Origin of the sequence: Nonomuraea maheshkhaliensis (assembly GCF_039529435.1) — a bacterium.
Classification (GTDB): Bacteria; Actinomycetota; Actinomycetes; order Streptosporangiales; family Streptosporangiaceae; genus Nonomuraea; species Nonomuraea maheshkhaliensis.
The window spans coordinates 1-16,143 of record NZ_BAAAMU010000047.1; the positions used below are offsets into that span (position 1 = coordinate 1).

Here is a 16,143-nt window from a genome sequence, read left to right on the forward strand (position 1 = left end):
TGGCCGAGCTGTTCGGGCTGCCGGCCGCCGACCAGGCCGCCTTCGCCGTGCTGGCCGCGCGGGTGTCGGTCAACCTCGACCCGCTGGCCGGGCCGCAGGCCGCGGCGGCGGGGCGGGCCGCGATGGGCGAGCTGACCCGCTTCCTCGGCGACCGCGCCGACGCGGCGGCCGAGGCCGTACGGACCGCGGCTTCGGCCGCTACTGGCGCAGGAGACTCGGACGCGGGCAAGGCGGGTGGGTCGCCGTTCGGGAGGCTGGCCGCCGATGACCGGCTGACCAGGGCGGAGATGCTCGGGATCGCCTCGCTCACCGTCGTCGGCGGGTGGAAGCCGCTGGCCGAGATGGTGGGCAACGCGCTGCACTGGCTGTTGCCCAGGAAGGACGCCGCCGAGCAGGTACGCGAGAGCCACGAGGCGGCCGTGTCGGCCGTGGACGAGCTGCTGCGCCTGGAGTCGCCGATCCCGTTCACGGCCAGGGTGACCACCGAGGAGGTCCGGCTGGACGGCGGCGTGATCCCGGCGGGAGCCAGGGTGCTGGCCCTGGTCGGAGCGGCCAACCGCGACCCGGCGGTGTTCGCGGAGCCCGACGGGCTGGTGGTGTCGCGCTCGCCCAACCCGCACCTCGCCTTCGGCGCGGGCACCCATCTGTGCCTCGGCGCCCCGCTGGTCAGGCAGGCCGGCGCGCTGTTGCTCGGCGGCCTGCTGACCAGGTATCCGGAGCTGCGTCCCGTCGGCGACCCGCCCGTGTGGGCGCCGAGCATGGTGCCCAGGCGGCTGACCGGCTTCACCCTCACTACCTGACGTTCGCGCCGCGCCAGCGGAAGGTCAGCAGGCTCAGCAGCAGCGCCGCCGCGCACCACGAGCCGAGCACGACCGCGGTCCTGCCCAGCTCCCACGCGTGCGCGGGCTCCACCACGGCGAAGTCCGCGGGCAGGAAGACGGAGCGCAGCCCCTGCGTCATCCACTTCAGCGGGAAGAACGCCGCGATCGTCTGCATCCAGGCGGGCAGCTCGCTGTAGGGGAAGAACACCCCCGAGATGAACTGCAGCACCAGGAACGGCAGCGTCACGATCGCCGCCGCCGACCTGGCGTTGGGGATGACCGAGCTGAACGCGACCGCCAGCAGCGAGCAGGCCGCCGCGCCGAGCAGCAGCACCCACAGGAACGTGATCCAGTGGCCGGGGTCCGACGGCATCGGCAGGTGGAACAGGACCACCCCGACGACCAGCAGGATCGCGGCCTCCAGAATGCCGGTCACGGTCACTCGGACGATCTTGCCGACGAAGTACGCGCTCTTCGGCATCGGCGAGGAGGCCAGGCGACGGATCATGCCGTTGTCCCGCTCGATCGCGATGTTGATGGCCAGGCCGTTGAAGCTGACGCTCATGATGCCGCAGGCGATGATCCCGGCCACGAACATCTGCTTGAAGTCGGTGTGGGTGCCGGGCACCGTGCCGGAGAAGATCGAGCCGAGCACAAGCAGCAGCACGATCGGCAGCAGCAGCGTGAAGAACAGCGACTGCCGGTTGCGGAAGAACGACTTCAGCTCGACCGACGAGCGCGCCACCGACGCCCGCCACAGCCCCGAGCCCCCGCCGTACGCGACCGCGCGGCTCTGTCCCGCGACCACGGCGTCCGAGCTGGTCATGACAGTTCCCCCTGGTTCTCGCGGATCAGCTTGAGATAGACGTCCTCCAGCGTGGGCCGGTGGACCCGCAGGTCGCGCAGCTCCTCGACGCCCTCGCGGGCCGCCCACGGCAGCAGCACGGCCAGCGCCCGCGTGGGCCGGTGGGTGTGCAGCGTGATGATCTCGTCCGTCCGCGCGCCCACGGTCGTGTCCTGCGGCAGTTCGGGCAGGCCGGCGGCGCTCAGGCCGCCGGTCGGGGTGAAGCTGACCGTGGCGGGCACGTCGCGCCGCCCGCCGAGCTCGGCCACGGCGGCGGTCTCCACGATGGCGCCCGCGACGATGACGGCGGCCCGCTGCGCCAGCGCCTCCACCTCGTCGAGGTAGTGGGTGGTCAGCACGGTCGTCTTGCCCTGGTCGGCGAAGTAACGCACCAGGTCCCATGCCTCCGCCCGCGCCTCCGGGTCGAGCCCGGTGGTGGGCTCGTCCAGGAAGATCAGGTCGGGGTCGCCGACCACGCCCACGGCCACGTCGAGGCGGCGCAGCTGGCCGCCCGACAGCGTCTGGGTCTGCTTGCGTTCCTGCCTGCCCAGCCCCACCATGCCGATCACCTGGTCGACGGGCAGCGGAGCCGGGTAGAAGGAGGCGAAGTGCTCGACCACCTCGCGTACCGTCAGGTCCGTGTACGCGCCGGTGGTCTGCGGCACGATGCCGAGCCTGGCGCGCCACCGGGGCGCGTCCTCGGCCGGGTCACGGCCGAGGACCTGGACCTCGCCACCGGAACGCCTGCGCACGCCCTCGAGGATCTCGACCGTCGTCGTCTTGCCGGCGCCGTTGGGGCCGAGTAAGGCGAACACCTCTCCTGGCCGGACGTCCAGGTCCACGCCTCGCAGGGTGTGGCTGGAGCCGTACTGCTTGCGCAGCCCCCGTACGCGGATCGGGTTCGCCTGATCGTCGGACATGATCTCCTCTTCCTCTCGGGCGTGCGAAGACCTCTGTGGCGGCTCAGGTCAGGTGCAGCAGCAGCACGGGCAGCAGCAGCAGTTGATGTCGACGCCGGCCGCGATCGAGTCGAGGTCGCCCTCGCTCAGCTCGGCCATGTCGATCTGCGGCGTCTCGGGGATGTGGAACTCGTACGTCCCCGTCTCCAGCCCGCGCTCCCACAGGGAGACCTGGACGTCGAGGTTGGAGTCGTGCGCGTTGTCCGGGACGTTGCGCACGACGTTGATCTCGGCGCCCGCGGGAACCTCGAGGCCGGATTCCGCCAGCGCCTCGCGCGGGTTGCTGTCGAGCTTGGCCGAGAACTCCTCGCTCGACCACGCGGTGATCAGTACTCGCGTGTAGGCGTTGACGAATTCGGTCCGCTCTCTGGGATTCAGGGCCATTGCGTCCTCCTGGAGCTTTTCCCCTTCGGCGCCGGTGCGCCGTCTCGGAACGGAGTCTTGCACGCCGAATTCCGGGTGCACAGACTTAATTTCCGGAGCCATTGATTAAGTATTGAGGGACCTCTGCATGAAAGGTACTCTGCAAATGCGCGGGCCGGAACCGTACGAAATACATATACGTATTCAGCGGCCGGAAATGCGTATCGGAACATTCAATTGCGTAAGCCATCGGGAGTGCTCATGTCCGGGACGTACGTATCCCCCCGGGTGCCGCCTGGACCGGCGGGGACCCAGAGCCTGCGGGCCATGCGAGACGCGCCGCTGGAGTTCGTCACCGCGATGGCGGCCCACGGGGACGTCACCCGCCACGACGCCGACGGGGAGCCGGTCTACATGCTCAACCGGCCGGATCTGGCGCGGTACGTACTCAAGGAGAACGGGACCAACTACACCAAGGACCGCACACCGGACGACGACATGCTGCGTCCGCTGCTCGGCAACGGCCTGCTGACCAGCAACGGCGCCGAGTGGGCGGCGCAGCGGCGCAGGTGCGCGCCGGCTTTCAGGCCCGCCGAGGTCAACCGGTTCGACCAGGTCATCGTGGCGGCGGCGGAGCAGCTGGCGGCGCAGTGGAGGGGGTCCGGGCCGGTACGGGTGGACCACGACCTGACCTCGCTCACCCTGACCGTGATCGTGAAGGCCATGCTCGGCACCGACATCGGCGGCGCGGGCGAGGGGTTCGGCCGGGCGGTGGACGCGGTCAACCGCTTCATCGGGCACTACGTACCCAGCGACGACCCCGACCCGGCCGACACGGCCGCGCGGTACGTCGGCTTCCAGCGGGCGCGGGCGTTCCTCGACCAGGTGACCAGGGTGATCATCGCGGCCCGCCGCGCGGGCGGACCCGGCGACGACCTGCTCAGCGCCCTGCTCACGGACGGACACCCCCACCCCGGCACAGGACCCGCGGCGGCAGGGCCCGCCGGTGGGCCCAGTGGTGGGCCCAGTGGTGGGCCCGGTGCTGGGCCCGGTGCTGGGCCCGGTGGTGGGCCCGGCGGCCCGGCCGACGTCGAGTTGCGGGATCAGGTGCTGACCATCGTCATGGCCGGGCACGAGACCACCGCCAAGTCGCTGACCTGGACGCTCTACCTGCTCGACCGCCACCCCGAGGCGGCCGCCGCCGTCCGGGCGGAGATCGACGAGGTGCTGGACGGCAGGGCGCCGACGGCCGCCGACCTGCCCGCGCTACGCAGGTGCAGGCAGGCCGTGCAGGAGGCGATGCGGCTCTACCCGCCGGTCTGGCTCATCTCGCGGCGCAGCGTGGCGGCCGACGTGATCGACGGCTACGACATCCCGGCCGGCTCGCTGGTCTGCGTCAGCCCGTGGGTGCTGCACCGCGACCCGCGTTACTGGGACGACCCCGCCGTCTACCGCCCCGAGCGCTTCGATCCCGAACAGGCGGCCCGTCACCTCAGTCACCAGTACCTGCCCTTCGGCGGCGGCCCGCGCATCTGCCTGGGGCAGCACTTCGCCCTGGTCGAGGCCACGCTGGTGCTCGCCGTCATCCTGCGCGACCTGCGCATGGAGCTGGTGCCGGGGTTCCCCGTCGAGCCGGAGGCCCTGGTCACGCTGCGGCCCAGGCACGGCCTGATGATGGTTCCGAGGCCCCGGTGAGCGCGCCGGCCGCGGCGGGCTCGTACGACGTCGCCAACACCACCTGGGGCGGCGTGGACGGCGAGCTGGCCCGCCTCGAAGCCCAGGCGGCGCTCTCCTTCGACGAGGAGCTGCGCATCATGCGCGACCTCGGGCTGACCCGCGCGGGCCCCCTGCTGGAGCTGGGCGCGGGCTCGGGCGCGATCACCCGCAGGCTGCGCGCGGCCGAGCCCGGCCTGCCCGTCATCGCGCTGGACGTGGACGCGGGGCTGCTGCGCCACGCGGGCGGCTGCGGCGCGCCGCTCGTAGCCGCCGACGGCGCCGGGCTGCCTCTGCGTACGGCGAGCGTGGGCGGCGTACTGCTGCGCTACGTACTGCAGCACCTCGCCGACCCCGTGCCCATGCTGACCGAGGCACTGCGGGTGCTGCGGCCCGGCGGCACCCTCGTCGCCGTCGAGGTGGACAGCATGCTGTGGGGCCTGGCCGATCCGATGTATCCCGAGCTGGCCTCCGTGCACGCCACGATGGCCCAGGCGCAGCGCGGCGCCGGAGGCGACCGTCAGATCGGCAGGAGGCTCACCAGGCTGCTGCGCAAGAGCGGCTTCACGGACGTGGTGCTGCGCCCGTTCGCCGCGACGAACGACACCCATCCCACGGCCGCCTTCGCCCCGCACCTGGGCCCCGAGCGGCTGGTGCCGCTGGTGGCCTCGGGCGCGCTGTCGATGGCCGAGCTGGCCCTGGCCGCCGACCGCTGGCGGCGCTTCCTGGCCGACCCGGACGCCTGGGTCATGCTCCTCGGCTTCGCCGCCGCCGGGACCGCGCCGCCAGGCCCGGCCCCCTCAGTACCGGAGACAGTTCCGGAGAAACCCGCAAGGTTCTGGAGGAATGCGCAATGAGTCCGTTCTGGAAGATCTTCGTGGCGATCTTCTGCTATATCAGCGGGATCGTCGGACTCGGCCTGGCGGTGGTCAACGCCAGCCAGCAGCCGCCCGCGACGTCCCTGGCCATCGTGTACGGCGTGGCCGGCCTGCTCTTCCTGGCCGTGGGCATCGTGCTCAGCCGCCGCCCCAGCTACTGACGCCAGTTACCGACGACGGGCCGTCCGGAGCGCTCAGAGGGCTCCGGACGGCCCCGGAGCGGTCGTCAGGCGGTGGGGTCGCAGGGGCGGACCTCGACGATGTCACCGGGCGCGTACGGCATCTTGCGCGCCCACGCCTCGGCCTCCTCCGCGGACTTGACCTCGATGATCCAGATGCCGCCGATCTGCTCGCGCCCCACCGCGTAGGGCCCGGCCACGGCCGGCCCGTCGGGCCTGACCAGCTTGCCCTCGCGGGACCTGGTCAGCCCCGCGCCATATTTGACCTTGACGCCGGCCGTCACCATCGCCCTGCCGAACTGGCGGTGCGCCTCGGCCATGCGCGTGCGTTCGCTCTCGCTGAAGGCGTCCCAGAGCATCTCGTCGCCGTGGATCAGCAGCACGAAGTCCATCAGTCGCCTACCTTCCTAGGAGATCTGCCCTCGGGATCGTCGAGGAGCGGGCAGAGCCCCGGTCGGCACTATCGTGACATCCTTCCACGTCGCAGCGCCTCAACTCGACCTCATCACCTGACCGGCCCGCTAGATCTGCCGCCGGGCCAGGCGGGCGAACAGGCCCTGCTCGTCGCCCAGCAGCTCGTCATAGGTGCCCTGCTGGACGACGCGCCCGCCGTCCAGCACGAGGATCTTGTCGGCGTCCCTGATGGTGGACAGCCGGTGGGCGATGACGACGCGGGTGGCGTTGAGCCTGCGGGTGCTCTCGGCGATGACGTTCTGGGCGGGATTGTCCAGAGCGCTGGTGGCCTCGTCGAAGAAGACGATGCGGGGGCGGGAGACCAGCGCCCTGGCGATCATGATGCGCTGCCGCTGCCCGCCCGAGAGCGTGTGGGTGCCCTCGGACAGGACGGTGTGCATGCCCATCGGCATGGCGGTGATGTCGCCGTCGATGCCGGCCATCGCGGCGGCCTCCCAGGCGTCGTCGATCGTGTGGCTGGTGCTGCCGACGATGTTCTGCCTGATGTCGCCGGCGAGCAGGGCGCCGTTCTGCAGCACCACCCCGCACTGCCGGCGCACCGCGCCGAGGTCGAGCTCGCCCAGGTCCTGGCCGTCGTACATGACGCTGCCCGAGTCGGGCTGCTCGAAGCCGAGCAGCAGGCGCAGGATGGTGGACTTGCCGCTGCCGGTCGGCCCGACGATCGCGACGAACTCGCCGGGCTCGATCGACAGGTCGATCTCGCTCAGCGCCCTGGGCCCGTCCGCGCCGTAGCGGAAGGAGACCTTGGACAGGGTGATGCGGCCCGACAGGTCGCCGGGGTCGGCCTTGCCCGCGTCGTCCTCGGGCTCGACCTCCAGGACGGGCGCCAGCTTCTCCAGCATCGGCACGATGCTCATGGCGGTGATGGCGGCGCCGGTGAACTGCAGCACGGACGCGATGAGCAGGCTGAAGGCGGTGAAGAAGGCCAGGAACGCGGCGATCGGCAACTGCCCGCGCAGGGGCCCGGCCGCCACGGCGAAGATCACGCACGAGCAGACGAGCGGGAAGCCCGCGTTGAACGTGGTCACCAGGTTCTGCAGCCGCCTGGCCTTGGCCGAGGTGGCCCTGGTCCGCGTGAAGTCGCGGGTCCACACGGCGAACGCCTGGTCCTCCGCGGCGGCCACGCGCAGCTTGGGCACGGCCGACAGGAGCTGGAAGACCCGGGACGACAGCCGCTGCTCCTGCTCGTACAGGCGGCGCTGGAGGCGGACCTCGAAGAAGCCGGCGACCGCGCACACCAGCACGCCGGCCAGCACCAGCAGGGTCGCGAGCAGCGCGAGGCGGACGTCGTAGACGTAGACGAGGACGAGGTTGGCCAGCCCCCCGAACAGGCCGAGCGTGGCCGTGGTCATGACGCCGGAGAGCATCTCCTGGGCCGCGCTCACGCCGAGCACGGTCGTGCCCAGCTCGCCGGTGGAGTATCTGCCGAAGAACGTGACGGGCAGCGACAGCAGCCGGGTCCACGCCCCCGCCTGCACCCGGGCGGACGCGCGGCCCTCGATGCGCAGCGCGGCCACGTTCTGGACGATCGACAGCGCGCCCGCCACGAAGGCGCCGCCGATGACCAGCGCCGCGCCCTGCACGATGAGGTCGCGTTCGGCCCGCGCCACGAACGTGCCCAGCACCAGCCCGGTCATCGCGGGCACGAGCAGGCCGATGACGGCCACGATCGTGCCGAGCGAGGCGAGCACGAACAGGTCGTGGCCGTTGCGGGCCAGCCCGAAGCGCAGCAGCCCGGCCACGGTGCGCACCTCGCGCGGCAGCGGCTCGTAGAGCACCTCGGCCTTGTTGGCCAGCGTGGCCGCGACCGCTCTGGTGACGGGGGTGACCCGGCTCTGTCCCGGCTGGGCGAGCACGTACCGCGAGCCGATGGGCAGCAGCGCCACGGGGGTCTCGTCGTCGCGCAGGTAGCCCACCATGGGGCCGATGTCGCGTTTCCACCAGCCGTCGTCCAGCCGGACGGTCCTGCTCCGCACTCCCGAGGCCAGGGCGACGGCCTGCAGCGGATCGACCTCCCTGCTGCCGCCCGGCGGCGGCGCGGTGACGGTGAAGCCGGCGTGCGAGGCGACCAGCCTGGCCGCGGCCAGCGCCGGCGGGTCGTTGGTGACGTCGGCCAGGCGCACCCTGGCCTCGGTGTCGCGCACGAGCGTGTCGAAGCTGCGCCTGGCCGCCACGGTGGTGGCCGACTCCTGCTCCTTCCTGCGCTCCAGCGAGCGCAGCTCGCGGGCCCGCTGGCGTTCGACGCGCCGGTCCACGGTGTAGAGGAAGCGGATGGCGTGCTCCACCCAGCGGCTCCAGAGCGTCTCGTCCGCCAGCAGTTGCCAGGTGGACCTGGAGCGCAGCCGGGCAGGGGCGGTGGCGACCACCCAGTCCCGCTCGGTCACCGACAGCTCCGCGCCCGCGGTGAGCACGCCGGCCACGCCGTCGGGCATCTCGACCGCGCCCTCCTCGACGCTGAGCCAGCGCACGCCGTCCACCGATCTGGCGGCCCGGTTCTGGCCGAGCACGGTGACCGCGTCCGAGGCCAGGGGGACGAACTCGCGCGGGGGCAGCCCGTCGCGCAGCGCGGTGGCCAGCGAGACCATGCCCGCCTCCAGGCCGCGTACGAGCTGCTTGACGGCCAGCCCGTAATCGGCGGTGGACATCGTGGCCGAGCGCCCGGTGCCGGCCAGCTCGCGCAGCCTGGCCAGCGGGACGCGCGAGACGAGCGAGCCGGGCACGGGACGGCCCACTATGCCGTGCCGGGGGCCGCGCGGCGCGCCGGGCAGCAGCGTGCCCTCGCGGATCCGGCACAGGTAGTTCCAGCGGCCCACCGGACGCCCGTTCTCCAGGCGCACGGCGAACAGGTCCACCTCCCCCTGCTCGACCAGCAGCACCTCACGCACGCCCGACATGACGAACAGGTTGTCCGCGGAATAGTCCACCGGGGTGGCCGCGTCGGTGAAGAACGGCGAGAACGCGGAGAGCGCCGGCATCGTCACGTTCCTTCCCCGTTCCTGCGTGAGCTCCTGAGCAACTCCGCGTAGTGCCCGTCCAGCGCCAGCAGCTCGGCGTGCCGGCCGCGCTCGACCACCTCGCCGCGGTCGAGGACGATGATCTCGTCGGCGTCGCGCACGGTGGACAGCCGGTGGGCGATGATGAGACAGCCGCAGCCGCGTCTGCGCAGGTGGTCGGCGATGTTCCGCTCCGTCTCCGGGTCCAGCGCGCTGGTGGCCTCGTCCAGGATCAGCAGGGTCGGCCGGAGCGACAGGGCCCTGGCCAGCTCCAGGCGCTGCCGCTGGCCGCCGCTGAAGTTGCGCCCGCCCTCCAGCACGCCGCTGTTGAGGCCGCCCGGCCTGGTGGCGATCAGGTCGAACAGGGCGGCGTCGCGCAGCGCGGAGACGACGACCTCGTCCGGCACGTCGTCGCTCCACAGGGTCAGGTTGTCGCGCACGGTGCCCTCGAACAGGGTGATGTCCTGGTCCACGTACGCGACCGACGCCGCCACCACCTCCCTGGGCAGGTCCTCCCTGGGCAGGCCGTCGAGCAGCACCCGGCCCGAGGTCGGCACGTAGAGTCCGGCGGCCAGCTTGCCCGCGGTCGACTTGCCGCTGCCGGAGTTGCCGACGATCGCCACCCTGCGTCCCGGCACCAGCGTGAACGACAGGTCCTTGATCACGGGCGTGGACAGCGCGTTGTAGCCGAACGTGACCCGGTCGAACTCCAGCCGGCCGTCCAGGCGGCCCTCGGCCCGCTCCCGTACGGGCTCGCGGCGCTCGAAGGTGGTGGCCACGGGGTACTTCTCGACGTCGTACAGGCGGCAGACGTCGGCGGAGATGTCCTGCAGCTGCCCGCCCAGGTTCGTGAGCTGCGTGACGGGCCTGGACAGGGAGGTGAGCAGGGTCTGGAAGGCCACCAGCATGCCGACGCTGATCACGCCGTCCACCACCCGCAGGCCGCCGATCAGCAGGATGAGCCCGCTGTTGACGCCGGCCAGCAGCGGCGGCACGACGGTCAGCGTGGCCGTGGCCACGCCCAGCCGCTGCTTGGCGGTGACCGCCTTGGCCAGGAAGCCCGCCCAGCGCTGGAACGCGGCGGGTTCGGCGCCGGTGGCCTTGACGGTCTCGATGAGCTGCAGGGTGTTGAACGTGGTCGAGGTGAGGTTGCCCAGGTCGGCGCGGAGCGCGGCCACGGCGTCCGTACGGGCTCTGGACACCTGCCGCAGCACCAGGATGTTGACCAGCGCCATCCCCACCCCGACCAGGCCGAGCAGCAGGTCGTAGCGGATGAGGACGATGCCGTAGAACAGCACCAGCACCAGGTTGACCAGGGTGATGGCCAGGTCGCGGGAGAGGATCTCGGCGACGGTGTCGTTGGCCTGCACCCGCTTGGCCACCTCGGCGGGGCGGCGCTGGAGGTAGAACTCCACGGGCAGCCGCAGCAGGTGACGGAAGAAGCGGGCCGAGCTGACCAGCCCGAGCCTGATCTCCATGCGCAGCAGGTAGTGCCGCTGCACCGAGGTCAGCACGAACACCGCCAGCGCCGTGAAGCCCACGCCGAACAGCAGCGGCAGCAGGTAGCCCGGGTCGCGCCCGGTCAGCACCCGGTCGATGAAGACCCGGCTGAACGCGGGCCCGATGATGCCGGGCACGACCAGCAGCAGGCTGGCCAGCAGCACGAGCGGCAGCGCCCGCCCCGACGGCATGCGGCGGGTCAGCAGCGCCTGGCCGACGCGGGTGGGCCGCCCGCCGGGCCGGAAGCCGGGTCCCGGCTCGAAGGTCAGCACCACGCCGGTGAAGCCGGAGTCGAAGTCGTCCCAGTCGATCATGCGCGGGCCGCCGGCCGGGTCGTTGACCGCCACGGCCTTCCTGCCGAACCTGGCGCGCACCCCTTCGAGGACCATGAAGTGCTGGAACGCCCAGAACACGATGGCGGGCCCGGTCAGGGAGCGCAGGTCCTCGGCCTCCATCTGGAAGCCCCTGGCGATCAGCCCGTAGCGGCGGGCGGCGGCGATCACGCTGGACGCCTTGGCGCCGTCGCGGGAGACGCCGCAGGCCGAGCGGAGCTCCTCCAGGGGGACGAACTTGCCGTAATAGCCGAGGATCATCGCCAGCGAGGCGGCCCCGCACTCCACCGCCTCCATCTGGATCACCGTGGGCGTGCGCCGCCGCCACCGCCACCGCCTGGCAGGTCGTGGCGGTGACGGTGGCGGGGCCTGCGGGCTCGCCTGCGCGGGAGCGCTCGTGGTCGTCACATCTCCCCCTTCAGCGCCCGAGCAGCAGGTCGAACAGGGTTTGACTGCCCAGGACGATCGCGCCGGCGACCGACACCTGCGACTGCAGGCGCGCCGGCGGCCCCTTCTGGGTGGACCAGGCGTAACCGGACGGCGTGCCGGGGTCGCGTTCGAGATCGACGATGACGAGCCTGGCCGGGACGCCCTTGAGATAGCCGCGGGCCGCCTCCAGGCCGCCCACCAGGTCGGCCGCGTGCTCCAGCATGACCGGATAGGAGCTGACCGAGTGCACCCGGCCGCGCAGCAGCCCGAACGCGCCGGGCGGCGCCGAGGAGACCGACAGGTCCACCGGCTTGCCCGGCACCACGCCCATCGCCCGGTCCACCGGCACGAACAACATCGCCACCAGCCGGTCGTCGGCGGTGTCCGTGCGCTCGATGAGCAGCAGCTCCTCACCGGGCCCGACCACGTGCCCGTCCACCGCGGAGAAGGCGACCACCCGGCCGGTGAACGGGCTGTGCACCGGCCGGTCCCTGCCGCCGTCCACGGTGATCACGGCCACCTGCTGGCCCCTGTGCACCGCCTCGTCGGGGCGGACCAGCATCGAGCGGACCGTGCCGCCGTACGGGCTCTGCAGCCGGGCGGTGCCCGCGGGATGGGTGAGCAGCCCCGCCGCGGACACCGTCACCGGCAGCCGCCCCACGAAGAACCAGACGGACGCCGCCGCCACGATGATCAGCACCACGAACGTGGCGATCCACCCGCGCGGCGAGGCCAGCAGCGTCGGCGAGTCGAGCTCGTCGGGCTCGCGCATCCGCTGCAGCGCCTTGAACCGGAACTTCATCGCCCTATCCCCGCCTGCTGCCGAGGACCAGCTCGCCCACGCTGCCCTCGCTCAGGTAGTCGAGGCCGCTGGCCAGGGCGAAGTCGTCGGCGTCGCCGCCGCCGAGCCCGCACACGGCCAGGTTCATCGCTGTGCCGACCAGGTAGATCGTCTGGTAGAGCACGCCGACGTGCTTGAGCACCAGCGAGTACGCGATCGTCTCGTACTTCCACATCACCCGGCCGAAGCGGGCGGTGACGATCAGCAGCACCTGCGGATCCTCCGTGAGCAGCGCCGCCGCCCTGGCCCGCCGCACCAGCGTCCGCACCGCGGGGGACGGCTCCGACACCAGCTCAAGCGCGTGCCCGGCGGTGTCGTAGTGCCACAGCCCCGGATCGAGGCCCCGGCAGGAGACGACCAGGGGGTAGACCTCCAGCTCGTGCACCGAGCCGCCCGAGGGGTAGGGCCGGTCGGCCAGCCGCTGACCGTCCGGCGAGTCGAAGGCCGCGCGCTGCCGCATCGACCGGTAGAGCAGCTCGCCGAGCTGGTCGAGGGTGATCGGCGCGTCCTGGTCGTGCTCGCGTACGGAGCGGCGGCGCTCCAGCGTCTCGGTCAGGCTCGGCCCCGGCGCGTCCAGGTCGGGAGCCGTCAGCTCGATCCGCTTGCCGCCGAAAGGCGCCGGATTGACGGGCAGGGGCTCGAAGCGCCCCTTGAACGGGTACGTCCCGCCGTAGCGGCCGGCGATCCGCGAGCCCCTGCTGTGCGCGTGCAGCCACAGGTCACGGGGCTGCCACTGGGCCAGGGCCAGGTCGCCGTCCTCGTCGCCGTCCTCGTCGCCGGTGGTCAGCGCCCCGGCGGCGGCCAGGAAGCGCAGCACCTCGCCGGCGACCAGCTCGGCCGGGGCGGTCCAGCCGGCCCGCGCGCCCAGCTCGGCGGGGGTGGTCCAGTCGGCGAGCGCGCCCAGCAGGCCGGCCGCCTCGGGCGCCAGCTCCACCACGGCCGGGCTGCGCGGGCCGCGTACGCTCAGCACGCCGTCCTCTGCCGTGACCACGGCGAACCGCGACAATCTGAGCCGCGTGCCGGGGGGCGGCGGGGGGGCGGCCGTACGTGGCGGGGGTGCCCGTGGGCGCGACGGGCCGGCGGCGGGTCGGGCGTAGCCTGGCCATGGGCGTGCCGTACTCCAGCAGGCCGCCCTGGGCCAGGCGGCGCAGCAGCAGGTTCCAGCGCAGCAGCCCGGCCTCGCCCACCGTGGCCGCCAGCGCCGTGTCCGTCGCGTCACCGGCCGCCAGGACGCGCAGCGCCGCCACCGTCCGGTCGGGCGGGTTGCGCAGCCCCAGCGAACCGGCGGGCGAGGAGATGCGCACCTCGCCGTCCGCCTCGGTCAGCGTCGCCTCACGCCGCAGCCGCCGTTTCGTCTCACTCACGCCGGGTTCCTCCCTCGTTCACCGCACGTCCCCCGGGACCGTCAGAAGAAGACGCTGACGGGGTTGAGCTCGTCCTCCGCGCAGGGCCGCGGGATCCAGCCGAGCGTGACCGGCACGTCGTACAGGCGGCCGGGGCCGAGCCGCCGCCAGAAGTGGCGCATGCCGGGCGCGATCACGCGGACGACGCTCAGCTCCAGGTCGGGCCGGCTCTGGTCGAGCACGACGACCTCGATCCCGGCCGCGGCGGCCCGGTTCACGCACGTCTCGACGTCCGCGGCCAGGTCGTCGCCGCCCGCGAGCGCGTGGTCGGCGAGCGTACGCGGCCGTTGCGCGGGATCGGGCACCAGCCAGGGCTGCTCGGCCAGCCTGGTCTCCTTCCACCAGGCGAGCGTGGCCACGTCGTCGTCCAGGTAGAGGGTGTTGCCCTGCTCGTCGCGCCGCTCCACCGAGGGCAGGAACTGGTTGACCTCGGTCAGCGTCCTGATGGCGGCGATGCGCGGGTCCAGGTGCGCGCCGAAGCCGACGATGACGTCCTCCACCGGGTGGCCCATGCGGTGCGACACCCCCACGAACGCCGGGATGCCGAGGTCGGTGGTGATGTCGAGCAGCCAGATGTCGCGGTCCATGCCCTGGTAGAACTCGCGCACGGTGTCCACGTACGGGTCGCGCAGCGAGTCGAGGTCGAAGGCCGGCCGCCTGGCCCGGTTGTACCACCACAGCGCCACCGCGTCCCGCTCCACCAGCTCGCAGAAGCCCTGCAGCACGGCCTCCTCGATCGAGTTGCCCGAGGCGTTGCCGTTGGAGTCGCCCACGCAGTAGAAGTGCCGCTCCAGGTCGGGGTGGCCGTACCAGGCGTAGCCGGAGGGCACCAGCCGCTCGCGCCCCTCGGTCAGCGACCAGGCCGGCGACCAGTCGACGGGCAGGTCGGTGCGGAAGCGCTCGGGCACCAGGTGCAGGCGGTGCGCGGGGTCCTTGTTCCACTCATCGCGGCCGGCGTACTGGCCGTCGGAGAAGTGCAGCAGGCTCTCCGGATGCACGGCCACGGCCGGGTCGAGGTCGGCGTAGGCGGCCTCGGTCACCGGCTCCTCGCCGCGCCACACGCCGGAGTAGCGCTCGATGGCCTCGCACAGGGCGCTCACCCTGGCCTGGATCTCCGTGCGGCCTTTGCCGCCGCTCTGCCCGCGCAGGTTGCGCCGCAGCAGGTCCATGTTGTCGCCGATCATGGCGAAGTTGTGTCCTGCGGTGAAGCTGTAGGTGACGCCGTTGTCCTCGTCGGCGAACGTGTGCAGCCTGGTCACCGCGCCGATGAGCGGGCTGATGTGCTTCTCCAGCCGGGCGTACGTGCGCGCGGGCGGCTCGATCCGGTAGCCACCGTCGGTGACGTGCCTGGCGTCGCGCGCCGACAGCATCACCTTGGGGCTGCGCTCGCTGATCAGCGCCGGGTCCCCGCAGGCCCGGCACTGCGGCAGCCGGATGACGGTGTGCTCCATCGTGCCGAGCGAGCGCAGGTCGACCGTGGTCATCCTGCCGTCGAGGCAGGATCGCGCGATCGAGCCGTCGTCCTGTCCCGCCGCGATCCTGGCCAGCTCCACCGCCAGCAGCCCGCCCGCCACCGAAGGTCCGGCGGGCACGGACTCGCGGGCCGGGTGGTACGGCATGCCGCCGCCACGCTTGCCCGCCAGGTACCGCTCGACCTGCCGGTTCCCGGCCAGCCGCTGCGCCAGGCAGGCCCAGCAGCCGGTACGCCCCGGCCGCAGCACCGGGCCGACCCACAACGTGATCCCGGACGGCTTCACCAGCGCCCACGGGTGCTCGGCGGCCAGGTAGGCGGCGTTGAGCCGGTCGAGCGCGGGATCGAGGTAGTCCCCGGTGACGACCACCGTCAGCTCGCCCGCGGGGCCGGCGGCCTCCTCCTCGACGGTCCTCGTCCGCACGCGCAGCCCGTGCTCGCGCAGCACTCCCTCGACCGGCCCGGCGTCGGCGTCCCCGCACGCGACGACGGTGAACTCGGCGCGCTCCAAGGCGGAACGAGCCCGGACGGGATCGATGCCCTGCGCGTCCCAGAAGGCCAGCGTGCCGTCCGGCCAATCGGGCCGCCCGTCGGCGAGCACCCCGAACGCGGCGAACTTGCGAATGGCGGTGAGCGTCCGGGTGAGCGGCAGCTCGCCGCTCAGCCCCGCGGCGATCTCGGCGACCGTGTGCCGCCCGTCGAGGTAGGGCAGGAGTTTGCCGGCCCCTTCGGCCTGAACGCGATAGTGCTGGCCGTCGGCCAGCAGGAAGACTTTCGACCCGTCGATCACTTGAGCGGTGAAATGTGCCTTGAGACGTGGGCGGTCCATGGCGCTCCCCGTATTGGGTCCCAAATTACTGCCGTCATTCGTGCTGGCGTTGATCGCAGAGTTGCATCGGGCCCGCCGCCGTGTAAAGACGTAATTCCGGCGTACGCATCAAGC

Annotated in this window: 14 protein-coding genes; 5 read left to right on the forward strand and 9 right to left on the reverse strand. The window is 72.4% G+C overall.

The window, feature by feature from the left end; translation table 11 throughout:
- Positions 1-800: cytochrome P450 (locus ABFX54_RS28260; protein WP_346109585.1), on the forward strand; the 800-nt coding region annotated here is incomplete at its 5' end.
- Here ABFX54_RS28260 and ABFX54_RS28265 read toward each other — a convergent pair.
- Genes ABFX54_RS28265 through ABFX54_RS28275 form a run of 3 tightly spaced genes read right to left on the reverse strand, consistent with a single transcriptional unit; the run spans position 793 to position 3,008 of the window.
- Positions 793-1,647 (reverse strand): ABC transporter permease, encoded by an 855-nt coding sequence (locus ABFX54_RS28265; protein WP_346109586.1) that lies wholly within the window; start codon positions 1,645-1,647, stop codon positions 793-795. The two genes, ABFX54_RS28260 and ABFX54_RS28265, sit on opposite strands and share 8 nt — an antisense overlap.
- The gene (locus tag ABFX54_RS28270) at positions 1,644-2,585 is read right to left on the reverse strand and encodes an ABC transporter ATP-binding protein (RefSeq protein ID WP_346109587.1); all 942 of its coding nucleotides are present in this window, start codon (positions 2,583-2,585) and stop codon (positions 1,644-1,646) included. The genes ABFX54_RS28265 and ABFX54_RS28270 overlap by 4 nt, the downstream gene beginning before the upstream one ends.
- 48 nt (positions 2,586-2,633) lie before the next feature.
- Positions 2,634-3,008, reverse strand: a complete 375-nt coding sequence (locus ABFX54_RS28275) for a hypothetical protein (RefSeq protein ID WP_346109588.1) — start codon at positions 3,006-3,008, stop codon at positions 2,634-2,636.
- Between the two features lie 306 nt (positions 3,009-3,314).
- On the opposite strand from ABFX54_RS28275, the gene ABFX54_RS28280 reads away from it, so the two are divergent.
- Genes ABFX54_RS28280 through ABFX54_RS28290 form a run of 3 tightly spaced genes read left to right on the forward strand, consistent with a single transcriptional unit; the run spans position 3,315 to position 5,739 of the window.
- Complete coding sequence (locus ABFX54_RS28280) at positions 3,315-4,682, forward strand: cytochrome P450 (RefSeq protein WP_346109589.1); 1,368 nt, start codon at positions 3,315-3,317, stop codon at positions 4,680-4,682.
- The gene (locus ABFX54_RS28285) at positions 4,679-5,557 is read left to right on the forward strand and encodes a class I SAM-dependent methyltransferase (RefSeq protein WP_346109590.1); all 879 of its coding nucleotides are present in this window, start codon (positions 4,679-4,681) and stop codon (positions 5,555-5,557) included. Before ABFX54_RS28280 ends, ABFX54_RS28285 begins: the two co-directional genes overlap by 4 nt.
- A complete protein-coding gene (locus ABFX54_RS28290; RefSeq protein ID WP_106236399.1) occupies positions 5,554-5,739 on the forward strand; it encodes a hypothetical protein in 186 nt (61 codons plus the stop codon). The genes ABFX54_RS28285 and ABFX54_RS28290 overlap by 4 nt, the downstream gene beginning before the upstream one ends.
- Before the next feature lie 65 nt (positions 5,740-5,804).
- Here ABFX54_RS28290 and ABFX54_RS28295 read toward each other — a convergent pair whose 3' ends face one another.
- The 5 genes from ABFX54_RS28295 to ABFX54_RS28315 all read right to left on the reverse strand — a co-directional run bounded on the left by ABFX54_RS28295 (position 5,805) and on the right by ABFX54_RS28315 (position 13,332).
- The gene (locus ABFX54_RS28295; protein WP_346109591.1) at positions 5,805-6,149 is read right to left on the reverse strand and encodes a YciI family protein; all 345 of its coding nucleotides are present in this window, start codon (positions 6,147-6,149) and stop codon (positions 5,805-5,807) included.
- Between the two features lie 129 nt (positions 6,150-6,278).
- Positions 6,279-9,206 (reverse strand): NHLP bacteriocin export ABC transporter permease/ATPase subunit, encoded by a 2,928-nt coding sequence (locus tag ABFX54_RS28300; protein ID WP_346109592.1) that lies wholly within the window; start codon positions 9,204-9,206, stop codon positions 6,279-6,281.
- A gap of 2 nt (positions 9,207-9,208) precedes the next feature.
- Positions 9,209-11,464: an NHLP family bacteriocin export ABC transporter peptidase/permease/ATPase subunit gene (locus tag ABFX54_RS28305; protein ID WP_346109593.1), complete on the reverse strand. Its 2,256-nt coding sequence runs from the start codon at positions 11,462-11,464 to the stop codon at positions 9,209-9,211.
- A 10-nt stretch (positions 11,465-11,474) separates the two neighbouring features.
- Entirely contained in the window at positions 11,475-12,287 is an 813-nt protein-coding gene (locus tag ABFX54_RS28310; protein WP_346109594.1) for an HlyD family efflux transporter periplasmic adaptor subunit, read from the reverse strand.
- A gap of 4 nt (positions 12,288-12,291) precedes the next feature.
- Positions 12,292-13,332 (reverse strand): SagB/ThcOx family dehydrogenase, encoded by a 1,041-nt coding sequence (locus ABFX54_RS28315; protein WP_428834583.1) that lies wholly within the window; start codon positions 13,330-13,332, stop codon positions 12,292-12,294.
- Between the two features lie 41 nt (positions 13,333-13,373).
- Between ABFX54_RS28315 and ABFX54_RS28320 the strand changes: the two genes are divergently transcribed.
- A complete protein-coding gene (locus ABFX54_RS28320) occupies positions 13,374-13,748 on the forward strand; it encodes a hypothetical protein (RefSeq protein WP_346109596.1) in 375 nt (124 codons plus the stop codon).
- Here the strand turns inward: ABFX54_RS28320 and ABFX54_RS28325 are convergent.
- Positions 13,732-16,029: a TOMM precursor leader peptide-binding protein gene (locus ABFX54_RS28325; RefSeq protein WP_346109597.1), complete on the reverse strand. Its 2,298-nt coding sequence runs from the start codon at positions 16,027-16,029 to the stop codon at positions 13,732-13,734. The two genes, ABFX54_RS28320 and ABFX54_RS28325, sit on opposite strands and share 17 nt — an antisense overlap.
- Positions 16,030-16,143 lie beyond the last annotated feature (114 nt).

Bases quoted from the DNA above. Each gene is read 5' to 3' on its own strand.
- ABFX54_RS28290 (WP_106236399.1), top strand. From the start codon at position 5,554: ATGAGTCCGTTCTGGAAGATCTTCGTGGCGATCTTCTGCTATATCAGC.
- ABFX54_RS28310 (WP_346109594.1), bottom strand. From the start codon at position 12,287: ATGAAGTTCCGGTTCAAGGCGCTGCAGCGGATGCGCGAGCCCGACGAG.
- ABFX54_RS28275 (WP_346109588.1), bottom strand. From the start codon at position 3,008: ATGGCCCTGAATCCCAGAGAGCGGACCGAATTCGTCAACGCCTACACG.
- ABFX54_RS28300 (WP_346109592.1), bottom strand. From the start codon at position 9,206: ATGCCGGCGCTCTCCGCGTTCTCGCCGTTCTTCACCGACGCGGCCACC.
- ABFX54_RS28265 (WP_346109586.1), bottom strand. From the start codon at position 1,647: ATGACCAGCTCGGACGCCGTGGTCGCGGGACAGAGCCGCGCGGTCGCG.
- ABFX54_RS28325 (WP_346109597.1), bottom strand. From the start codon at position 16,029: ATGGACCGCCCACGTCTCAAGGCACATTTCACCGCTCAAGTGATCGAC.
- ABFX54_RS28280 (WP_346109589.1), top strand. From the start codon at position 3,315: ATGCGAGACGCGCCGCTGGAGTTCGTCACCGCGATGGCGGCCCACGGG.
- ABFX54_RS28270 (WP_346109587.1), bottom strand. From the start codon at position 2,585: ATGTCCGACGATCAGGCGAACCCGATCCGCGTACGGGGGCTGCGCAAG.
- ABFX54_RS28295 (WP_346109591.1), bottom strand. From the start codon at position 6,149: ATGGACTTCGTGCTGCTGATCCACGGCGACGAGATGCTCTGGGACGCC.